This is a genomic window from Binatus sp. (SeqCode), assembly GCF_036522015.1.
GTDB lineage: Bacteria > Desulfobacterota > Binatia > Binatales > Binataceae > Binatus.
On sequence record NZ_DATDGQ010000210.1, the window covers coordinates 1 to 8,968 of the forward strand.

Below are 8,968 nucleotides of genomic sequence, written 5' to 3' on the forward strand. Positions count from 1 at the left end.
GTTCCTGATGCCGGTCGAAGACGTCTTCTCCATCTCGGGCCGCGGCACTGTCGTGACGGGACGCGTCGAGAAGGGCAAAGTAAAAGTCGGTGAGGAAGTCGAAATCGTCGGCTTCAAGGATACCAGCAAGACCACCGTCACCGGTGTAGAGATGTTCCGCAAGCTGCTCGACGAGGGCCAAGCCGGCGACAATATCGGCGTGCTGCTCCGCGGCCTCAAGCGCGAAGACGTCGAGCGCGGACAGGTGCTCGCCAAGCCCGGCTCGATCACCCCGCACACCAGCTTCGAGGCGTCGGGCTACATCCTGACCAAGGACGAAGGCGGCCGCCATACGCCGTTTTTCTCCGGCTATCGTCCGCAGTTCTACTTCCGCACCACCGACGTGACCGGGGTACTCACACTGCCCGAGGGCACCGAGATGGTCATGCCGGGCGACAACATCAAGATCCTTGGCGAGCTGATCACGCCGGTCGCGATGGACGAAGGACTGCGCTTCACCATCCGCGAGGGCGGCAAGACGGTCGGCGCCGGCGTCGTATCGAAAATTTTGAAGTAACTGACAGCGAAACAAAGACAACCAAGAATCGTGCGAACTCGAGCAGAGATGGGAGCGGAGCGCTGAACGAATCGGGCGCGGTATTATCTGGATGAACGACAAGATACGCATACGCCTGAAGGCGTACGACTACCGCCTGCTCGACCAGTCGGTTCGCGAAATCGTGGATACCATCCGGCGCACCGGCGGCCGCGTGGCCGGTCCGATTCCGCTGCCGACCCGGATAGAGCGCTTCACCGTCAACCGCTCGCCGCACGTCGATAAAAAATCGCGCGAGCATTTTGAAATACGAACTCATAAACGTCTGCTCGACGTCCTCGAGCCGACCCAGCAGACCATCGACGCGCTGGGCAAGCTCGACCTCGCCGCGGGCGTGGACGTCGAAATAAAGCTCGAGTAGGGCCGATGCTGACCGGATTGATTGGAAAGAAAATCGGGATGACCCAGATGACCGACGCCAACGGCCGCGTGCGCGCTGCCACGGTGTTGACGCTCGGGCCATGCACGGTGTCGCAGGTTAAGACCGCGGCGACCGACGGCTACGAAGCCGTGCAGGTGACGTTCGGCAAGCGCAAGCTCACCCGCGTGACCGGCGCGGTGCGCGGGCATTTCGCCAAGGCCAACATCGCGGCCGGCGTCAAGTCGGGCGAGTTCGAACGTCGTGGTGAAGGCGAGTTGACGCTCGGACAGGCAGTCGCAGCCAGCGACGTGTTCAAGGTTGGCGACCAGGTCGACGTGACCGGAATCTCCAAGGGTCACGGCTACGCCGGCGTTATCAAGCGCCACCATTTCTCCGGCTTCCCCGGCTCGCACGGCACCCACGAATATTTCCGCCACGGCGGCTCGATCGGTAACCGCTCTTATCCCGGCCGCGTGCGCAAAGGCATGCGGATGGCGGGGCAGATGGGCAATGCGACCGCTACCATTCTCAATCTCGAGGTGCTCGAGATAATTGCCGACGACAACGCGGTCGTCGTCTCGGGCGCGGTGCCCGGACCCGACGGCTGTCTGCTCGCGGTTCATCATGCTGCTCGTCCGCGCCGCCGCTCGAGCGCCAAGGTGGTAGCCAGTGGCTGAGCGCAAAGAAAAACAATCGGCATCGCCGGTCAAGCTGCCGCTGTATTCGGCGTCGCACGAAAAAGTCGGCGAGCTCGAAGTCGCAGGCAATGTCTTCGGCCGCGAGGGCGACGTGTCGTTGCTGCACGAGGCTGTCCGGATGCAGCTGGCCAATCGCCGCTCCGGGACCGCATCGACCAAGACCAAGGGACTCATCTCGGGCGGCGGACGCAAACCGTGGCGGCAGAAGGGCACCGGCCGTGCGCGCGCAGGTTCGACCCGTTCGCCAATCTGGCGCCATGGCGGAACGATCTTCGGGCCGCAGCCGCGCGACTATTCGTACAAGATGCCGAAGAAAGCGTGGCGCGCCGCTCTATGCCTGGCGATTTCCGATCGGGCCAGGAACGGCAAGCTGTTCATCGTCGAGTCGCTCGATATTTCCGAGCCAAAGACCAAAGCGGCGAAGGCGGCCCTGGTCAAGCTCGGCGTCGAGCACGCTCTAATCGTGACCGGGGAAGCAGACGGCAAGTTTCTGCTCGCCGCGCGCAACCTGGCCGCACATAAAGTTCTCGCGATTGAAGGTCTCAACGTTTACGACGTGCTCAACTACCGGGAACTCGTGATGACCAGTCAGACCGCCAAGGCGATTGAAGCCCGGTTTGCGGGAGAGGCGACCGTTCGCACCGCGGGGGAATCAAATGAGTAGTCCCGAGAGCCTGATTCTCGCGCCTATCATCACAGAGAAGGGCACCATGGCCAGTGAAAAGGCCGGCCAGGTGCTGTTCCGCGTGCGTCCCGGCGCGAGCAAGGACAAGATTCGCGAGGCGGTTGAGCATCTGTTCAAGGTCACCGTGATCAAAGTTCGCACCTCGAACTTCATGGGCAAGGAACGGAAAAAAGGCGCAATCAAGGGCCGCCAGATCGATTGGAAAAAGGCCTACGTAACTCTGAAGGAAGGCGACAAGATCGAGTTCTTCGAAGGGCTCTAAAAGCGTTCGTAAGAGCGCGATGGAATAGATACTGAGAAAAGAAAATGGCTGTCATACAACTAAATCCGCGCACGCCCGGGCAGCGCTTCATGCAGATTGCGGATTTTTCCGAGCTCACCAAGAAAGAGCCCGAGAAAAGTCTGCTGGTCCCGGTCAAGCGCACTGGCGGACGCAACAATCGCGGCCGCATGACCTCGCGTCATCGCGGCGGCGGCCATAAGCGCCGTCTCCGCCTGATCGATTTCAAGCGCAACCGCGACGGGATTCCGGCCGTCGTCGCTGCCCTCGAATACGATCCGAATCGCTCGGCAAACATAGCGCTGCTGCATTATGCCGACGGCGTGAAAACTTACATCCTCGCGCCTGACGGACTTAAAGTCGGCGCCAAGGTCGAGTCGGGCGAGAATGCCGACATCAAGCCGGGCAACGCGCTGATGCTTAAAAACATCCCGCTCGGCACCATCGTTCACGCAATCGAGATGAAGCCCGGGGCCGGCGCCAAGCTCGCGCGCGGGGCTGGCGTGCAGGCTCAGTTGATGGCGAAAGAGGGCAAGATGGCTCTCCTCAAGCTGCCGTCGGGCGAGCAGCGGATGGTGCAGGCGGATTGCCGCGCAACTATCGGCCAGGTCGGCAACCTCGACCATGAGAATATTTCGATAGGCAAGGCCGGACGCTCACGATGGCTCGGCAAGCGCGGGCATGTGCGTGGAGTCGCGATGAATCCCGTTGACCATCCGCACGGCGGTGGCGAGGGCAAGTCGAAAGGAAACCATCCCCAGTCGCCGTGGGGCCAGCCCGCCAAGGGATACAAGACGCGCAAGAAACAGCCGTCGGACAATCTGATCGTCAGCCGGCGCCCGAAAGGGAAGCACTAGAGAGTTATGGCAAGGTCACTCAAAAAAGGTCCGTTCGTTGACGGGCATCTGCAGAAGAAAGTCGGCGCCGCAACCGCCTCGGGCGACAAGCGCATCATCAAGACCTGGTCGCGGCGCTCGATGATCACGCCCGACATGATCGCGCTGACCTTCGCCGTCCACAACGGCCACAAGTTCATCCCGGTGTACTGCACTGAGAACATGGTCGGACACAAGCTCGGCGAATTCTCGCCGACCCGGACCTTTCACGGCCACGCCGGCGATCGCAAGGGCGAAGTGAAGGCTGCGGCAATCCCGTCGGCTCCCGCGGCGCCGGCGGCTGCGCCGGCTGGGGCGAAGGCGTAAGCGGGGAAGTTGTAAGAGTCATGGAATCCGTATCGCGAACCCGCTTCATCAGAATCTCGCCGCGCAAGCTGCACCTTGTGTGCGAGCTGATCGTCGGCAAGAAGGTCGATCAGGCGCTGTCGATTCTCGAGTTCACGCCCAAGAAAGCGGCGCGCTTCGTCTCGAAGACGCTGCTCTCGGCGATAGCCAACGCCCGCGATCAGCAGAACGTCGACGAGGACAAGTTGTTCGTTATACGCGCGACCGCCGACACCGGGCCGACCTGGAAACGCTCGCTCACGCGCGCACATATGCATGCGACGCCGATCCATAAACGCACCAGCCATCTCACGGTAATCGTGGACGAGCGGGCGTCCTGAGGTCTTATATGGGACAGAAAGTACATCCGCGCGGTTTTCGTCTGGGCGTAATCGAGAGCTGGGACTCGCGATGGTATGCGAGTCACGACTACGCGAAGCTGCTGCACGAAGATTTGAAGCTGCGCGATTTCATCAAGAAGCGGCTCTACCACGCCGGCATCTCGCGAATTGAAATCGAGCGGATGGCCAACAAGGCCAAGATAAATATTTACACGGCGCGTCCGGGAATCGTGATCGGCAAGAAGGGCGCGGAAATCGACAAGCTCAAGCTCGACATCCAGAAGCTGCTCAAGGGGCGCGACTCCTTTATCAATATCCACGAAGTCCGCCGCCCCGACCTAGATCCGCAGCTGGTCGCCGAGAATATCGCGCTGCAGCTCGAGCGTCGCGTCGCCTTTCGGCGCGCGATGAAGGAAGCGGTCACGCGCGCGATGCGGATGGGCGCGCAGGGCGTCAAGGTGCACGTCGCTGGACGCCTCGGTGGTGCGGAAATCGCGCGCCAGGAATGGTATCGCGAGGGTCGCGTGCCGCTGCAGACGCTCCGCGCCGAGGTCGCGTACGGCTTTGCGGAGGCGCGCACGACCTACGGCCAGATTGGCGTGAAGGTCTGGATTTTCCGCGGCGAAGTTCTCACTCGTAAAGATGCGGACGCGAAACGCGCAGGAACGCCTGTGCAGGCGAATTGACGAAGTAAGATGCTCGCACCAAAAAAAGTTAAATGGCGCAAGATGATGAAGGGCCGCGTCCGCGGCGCCGAGTCGCGCGGTCTCACCCTCGCCTTCGGCGACTATGGCCTCAAGTCGCTCGAGACTTGCCGGATCGATACGCGCGCTCTGGAAGCCGCCCGTATCGCGCTCACCCGCCATATCAAGCGCGGCGGCCGCGTCTGGATTCGCGTCTTCCCCGACAAGCCCTTCACCCGGAAGCCGGCCGAAACCCGCATGGGCAAGGGCAAGGGCTCGCCCGAAGGATGGGTCGCGTGCGTGCGGCCGGGCCGGATTCTGTTCGAGATGGAAGGCGTCGATTACGCCACCGCCAAGGAAGCGATGCGTCTGGCGGCGCATAAGCTGCCGATTAAAACAATTATGATCCAGCGCGAGGAGGGCGGCCTTGGAGCTTGACGAACTCAGGCAGATGACCGCGCCGGATTTGCGGGTCAAGGAGCGCGAGGCGCGCGAGGAAATTTTCCGTCTGCGCCTGAAGCTGCGCACCAATCAGCTCGACAATCACGCCGGCTACCGGCGCGCGCGTCGCGAGCTGGCGCTGATTATGACTTTGCTCGGCGAGAAGAAGCGTGGCGAAACGGCAACGGAGAAGAAGGCAGGTTAATGCGGGAGCGAATTAAACGGCGCGAGGGGACGGTGGTCTCCGCCAAGATGACCAAGACCGTGCTGGTCAAGGTCGATCGCATGGTCGAGCATGCGCTGTACGGCAAGCGCGTGCGCCGCAGCACCAAGTTCATGGCGCATGACGAGCGCGGCGAGTGCAAGGAAGGCGATCGGGTGCAGATTATCGAGTCGCGTCCGCTGTCCAAAAACAAGCGCTGGCGCGTCAGCCGCGTTCTCAAAAAGGCCGCGGGGTAGGGCGCGCGATGGTACAGGTGCAAACAGTTCTGGATGTCGCCGATAACTCGGGCGCCCGCAAGGTGATGTGCATCAAGGTGCTCGGCGGCTCCAAGCGCCGGTACGCGTCGGTCGGAGATGTGATCGTGGTCGCAGTGAAAGAGGCGATTCCCAACGCCAAGGTCAAAAAAGGCGACGTGTCGCGCGCGGTGATCGTGCGCACGGCCAAAGAGATCAGCCGCGACGATGGCAGCTACATCCGCTTCGACGGCAACTCGGCCGTGCTGCTCGACAAGGATCACGAGCCGGTTGGCACGCGCATCTTCGGCCCCGTCGCCAGGGAACTGCGGGCGAAGAAATTTCTGAAAATAATCTCGCTCGCGCCGGAGGTGCTGTGATGGCGTCGGCGAAGTACAAGATTAAGAAGAACGACACCGTGATGGTCGTCGCCGGCCGCGACCGCGGCAAGACCGGCAAGGTGATGCGCGTATTGCCCGAGCGCGGACGCGTCGTCATCGAGCGGCTCAATCTCGTCAAGCGGCACAGCAAGCCGCGCGGCGCGCAGAGCCCCGGCGGTATCGTCGAGAAGGAAGCGGCGCTCGATATCTCGAACGTCATGATTTTTTGCGATCGCTGCAACGCTCCGGTCCGGGTCGGGGTCAAGGCTAACGACGATGGTTCCAAGAGCCGGGTCTGCCGGCGATGCGGCGAAGTTATAGGTAACGACTAATGGCCGATAAAAAAGAAAAGCCGGATAAGGCCGAGCAGGCTGCCAAGTCCGAAGCGACCGCCAAGACCGACGCTGCGGCCAAGGCCAAGCGCGAAGGCAAGGCGCGCCAGGCCCAGCAGAAGCAGGCGGCCGAAGAAGCAAAAGCTTCGGCGGCGGCCCCGCTGCCGCCCGAGCCCAAGCTACCGGCGCGCCTCCGCGTTCGCTTCGAGAATGAAATCGCACCCGCGCTGATGAAAGAGCTCAAAATCGACAACAAGATGCGGGTGCCGCGGCTCGAAAAGATCACGATCAACATGGCGCTGCAGGAAGCGCGCGACAACGTCAAGATTCTCGACTCCGCGCTCGAAGAGCTCAAGGTGATCGCCGGGCAGAAGCCGGTCCTGACCCGCGCGCGCAAGGCGATATCGAATTTCAAGCTGCGCCAGGGGATGCCGATTGGCGTGATGGTCACGCTGCGGCGCGAGAAGATGTGGGAGTTTTTCGACCGGCTGGTGAATATCTCGCTGCCGCGCGTGCGCGACTTCCGCGGCGTCAGCGACAAGGCCTTCGACGGCCGTGGCAACTACTCGCTCGGCTTGAAGGAGCATACGATTTTTCCCGAACTCAACCTCGACAAGGTCGAGAAGGTTAAGGGCTTGACGATTTCGATCACGACCACCGCGCGCAGCGATTTCGAGGGGCTGACTCTCTTGCGTGCGCTCGGGATGCCGATGCGTGGTGCGGCCGAGCGCGAGGCCGACGCCGCCAATGCGGCAGCCGCCGCGCAGGCTCATGCTGCGGCCAGGGCTGCCGTCGCGGCTGCGGCAACACCTTCGACGCCGCCGCCGGCGCAGGGAGCATAAGGATAGTTGAATGGCGAAAACGTGCCTGCGGGTTAAGGCGACTCGCAAACAAAAATTCAAAGTGCGCCAGTACAATCGCTGCCCGCTATGCGGCCGCGCGCGCGCGTACTATCGGCGTTTCAAGATGTGCAGGCTCTGCCTGCGCAAGTACGCGCTCGACGGCAAGTTGCCGGGCGTGATCAAGGCCAGCTGGTAGAAGAGACGAATTATGTCGCAGACCGACCCGATTGCAGAACTGCTTACGCGAATCCGCAACGCGATGCGCGCGCGGTACAACGAACTCACCGTGCCGCATTCACGGCTGCGCGAGGCGATCTGCCGCGTGCTGATGGCTGAGGGGTTTCTCGCCGGCGTCGAAGTCGGCGGCGAAGTGCCGCAGAAAATGCTGGCGCTCAAGCTCCGCTACTCGCCGACCCGCGAGTCCGTCATTCGCGGCATCGACCGCATCAGCAAGCCGAGCAATCGCCGTTATGCGGGCGCCGCTGAAATCGGCAAAGTGCGCGGCGCGATGGGCGTGCAAATCGTCTCGACCCCGCTCGGCGTGATGACCGGGCGCGAGGCGCGGCGCAGAAAAGTCGGCGGCGAAATCCTCTGCAGGGTTTGGTAATCAGCAATGTCGCGCGTAGGAAAATTACCGATTCATTTCGACAAGAGCGTCAAGGCGTCGATCGCCGGTGGCATTCTGAAAGTCGAAGGCCCCAAGGGCAAGCTCGAAATCAAGCTTCATCCCGGCTTCACCGCCGAGATCAAAGACGGTGAAATCGTCGTGAAGCGGCCCGGTGATACCAGCGAAGAGCGCGCGATTCACGGCCTGATGCGCAAGCTGGTCGCCAACATGGTCGAAGGCGTCGGCAAGGGCTTTAGCCGCGTACTCGAAATTAACGGCGTCGGCTACCGCGCGGAGGCCAAGGGCCAGCAGGTGAATCTGACCCTCGGCTATTCGCATCCGATTGTGTATCAGCTTCCGCCGGGCGTCACTGCCAAGGTCGAAAAGCAGGTGACGGTCACGCTCGAGAGCGCCGACCGCCAACTGCTCGGCACCGTCGCCGCGCAGATTCGCGAGCTGCGGCCGCCGGAACCGTACAAGGGCAAGGGAATCAAGTACGCCACCGAGACGATTCGCCGCAAGGCCGGTAAGGCCGCGGCTGGCTCGACCTCGGCATAAGGGTGGGCATAGAAGGTTAGTTGCTATGGCTCTAGAACGATCGGAAAAACGCAAATTTCGCCAGGGCCGCGTGCGGCGCAAGGCGGTCGGCAACGATCAGCGCCCGCGGCTCTCGGTGTTCCGCTCGCTGCATCATATTTATGTGCAGGTAATCTCGGACGAGAGTGGACGCACGCTCGCCGCGGCCTCCACTGAAACGGCCGGCCTGCGCGACGAACTCAAAAGCAAACGCAATCTCGCCGCCGCCAAAGCGGTCGGCAAGGCTATCGCCGAGCGATGCCTTCAGAGCGGGATCTCGAACGTCGTCTTCGACCGAAACGGATTTCTCTATCACGGCCGGGTCAAGGCGCTGGCGGACGCGGCGCGCGAAGCGGGGTTAAAGTTTTGAACGGAAGGCAACGAACGCTCAAAGAAGGCTCGGTGGTTCAGCGAATCGATCCGCAGGGCCTCGAGATCAAAGAGAAGGTCGTCCATATCAACCGGGTCGCG

General features: G+C 62.1%; 18 protein-coding genes and 1 pseudogene. All 19 read left to right on the forward strand.

Annotated elements, in window-relative coordinates; genetic code table 11:
• Positions 1-556 (forward strand): EF-Tu/IF-2/RF-3 family GTPase (locus VIW95_RS09095; protein ID WP_331585595.1); only part of this gene is annotated, 556 nt, incomplete at its 5' end.
• A 91-nt stretch (positions 557-647) separates the two neighbouring features.
• Positions 648-956 carry a 30S ribosomal protein S10 gene (gene rpsJ / locus VIW95_RS09100; protein WP_304829554.1) on the forward strand — a complete coding sequence of 103 codons (309 nt, stop codon included), beginning with the start codon at positions 648-650 and terminating at the stop codon, positions 954-956.
• 8 nt (positions 957-964) lie between these two features.
• Positions 965-1,633 carry a 50S ribosomal protein L3 gene (gene rplC / locus VIW95_RS09105; protein WP_349259310.1) on the forward strand — a complete coding sequence of 223 codons (669 nt, stop codon included), beginning with the start codon at positions 965-967 and terminating at the stop codon, positions 1,631-1,633.
• Positions 1,626-2,318, forward strand: a complete 693-nt coding sequence (rplD, locus tag VIW95_RS09110) for a 50S ribosomal protein L4 (protein WP_331585634.1) — start codon at positions 1,626-1,628, stop codon at positions 2,316-2,318. The genes rplC and rplD overlap by 8 nt, the downstream gene beginning before the upstream one ends.
• Positions 2,311-2,601, forward strand: coding sequence for a 50S ribosomal protein L23 (gene rplW / locus VIW95_RS09115; RefSeq protein WP_331585636.1), 291 nt, complete (start codon positions 2,311-2,313; stop codon positions 2,599-2,601). The genes rplD and rplW overlap by 8 nt, the downstream gene beginning before the upstream one ends.
• 44 nt (positions 2,602-2,645) lie before the next feature.
• Positions 2,646-3,476, forward strand: a complete 831-nt coding sequence (rplB, locus tag VIW95_RS09120) for a 50S ribosomal protein L2 (RefSeq protein WP_331585638.1) — start codon at positions 2,646-2,648, stop codon at positions 3,474-3,476.
• Positions 3,477-3,482: 6 nt separating this feature from the next.
• A complete protein-coding gene (rpsS, locus tag VIW95_RS09125; RefSeq protein ID WP_331585640.1) occupies positions 3,483-3,821 on the forward strand; it encodes a 30S ribosomal protein S19 in 339 nt (112 codons plus the stop codon).
• 20 nt (positions 3,822-3,841) lie between these two features.
• On the forward strand, positions 3,842-4,180 hold the full coding sequence (rplV, locus tag VIW95_RS09130) for a 50S ribosomal protein L22 (protein WP_331585642.1): 339 nt from the start codon (positions 3,842-3,844) through the stop codon (positions 4,178-4,180).
• A gap of 8 nt (positions 4,181-4,188) precedes the next feature.
• On the forward strand, positions 4,189-4,866 hold the full coding sequence (gene rpsC, locus VIW95_RS09135; RefSeq protein WP_331585644.1) for a 30S ribosomal protein S3: 678 nt from the start codon (positions 4,189-4,191) through the stop codon (positions 4,864-4,866).
• Between the two features lie 9 nt (positions 4,867-4,875).
• Positions 4,876-5,301: a 50S ribosomal protein L16 gene (gene rplP, locus VIW95_RS09140; protein ID WP_331585646.1), complete on the forward strand. Its 426-nt coding sequence runs from the start codon at positions 4,876-4,878 to the stop codon at positions 5,299-5,301.
• A complete protein-coding gene (gene rpmC / locus VIW95_RS09145; RefSeq protein WP_331585648.1) occupies positions 5,291-5,509 on the forward strand; it encodes a 50S ribosomal protein L29 in 219 nt (72 codons plus the stop codon). Before rplP ends, rpmC begins: the two co-directional genes overlap by 11 nt.
• Positions 5,509-5,763, forward strand: a complete 255-nt coding sequence (gene rpsQ / locus VIW95_RS09150) for a 30S ribosomal protein S17 (RefSeq protein ID WP_331585650.1) — start codon at positions 5,509-5,511, stop codon at positions 5,761-5,763. Before rpmC ends, rpsQ begins: the two co-directional genes overlap by 1 nt.
• Positions 5,764-5,771: 8 nt before the next feature.
• Positions 5,772-6,140, forward strand: a complete 369-nt coding sequence (gene rplN, locus VIW95_RS09155) for a 50S ribosomal protein L14 (protein ID WP_324096813.1) — start codon at positions 5,772-5,774, stop codon at positions 6,138-6,140.
• A complete protein-coding gene (gene rplX / locus VIW95_RS09160) occupies positions 6,140-6,472 on the forward strand; it encodes a 50S ribosomal protein L24 (protein WP_331585655.1) in 333 nt (110 codons plus the stop codon). Before rplN ends, rplX begins: the two co-directional genes overlap by 1 nt.
• A gap of 161 nt (positions 6,473-6,633) precedes the next feature.
• Positions 6,634-7,188: pseudogene (rplE, locus tag VIW95_RS09165) on the forward strand (50S ribosomal protein L5); the annotation flags it as partial.
• Positions 7,189-7,324: 136 nt separating this feature from the next.
• Positions 7,325-7,510, forward strand: coding sequence for a type Z 30S ribosomal protein S14 (locus VIW95_RS09170; RefSeq protein ID WP_324096811.1), 186 nt, complete (start codon positions 7,325-7,327; stop codon positions 7,508-7,510).
• Between the two features lie 12 nt (positions 7,511-7,522).
• Positions 7,523-7,921, forward strand: a complete 399-nt coding sequence (gene rpsH, locus VIW95_RS09175) for a 30S ribosomal protein S8 (protein WP_331585658.1) — start codon at positions 7,523-7,525, stop codon at positions 7,919-7,921.
• A 6-nt stretch (positions 7,922-7,927) separates the two neighbouring features.
• Positions 7,928-8,479: a 50S ribosomal protein L6 gene (gene rplF / locus VIW95_RS09180; protein WP_331585661.1), complete on the forward strand. Its 552-nt coding sequence runs from the start codon at positions 7,928-7,930 to the stop codon at positions 8,477-8,479.
• 25 nt (positions 8,480-8,504) lie between these two features.
• Positions 8,505-8,867, forward strand: a complete 363-nt coding sequence (gene rplR / locus VIW95_RS09185) for a 50S ribosomal protein L18 (RefSeq protein WP_331585663.1) — start codon at positions 8,505-8,507, stop codon at positions 8,865-8,867.
• Positions 8,868-8,968 lie beyond the last annotated feature (101 nt).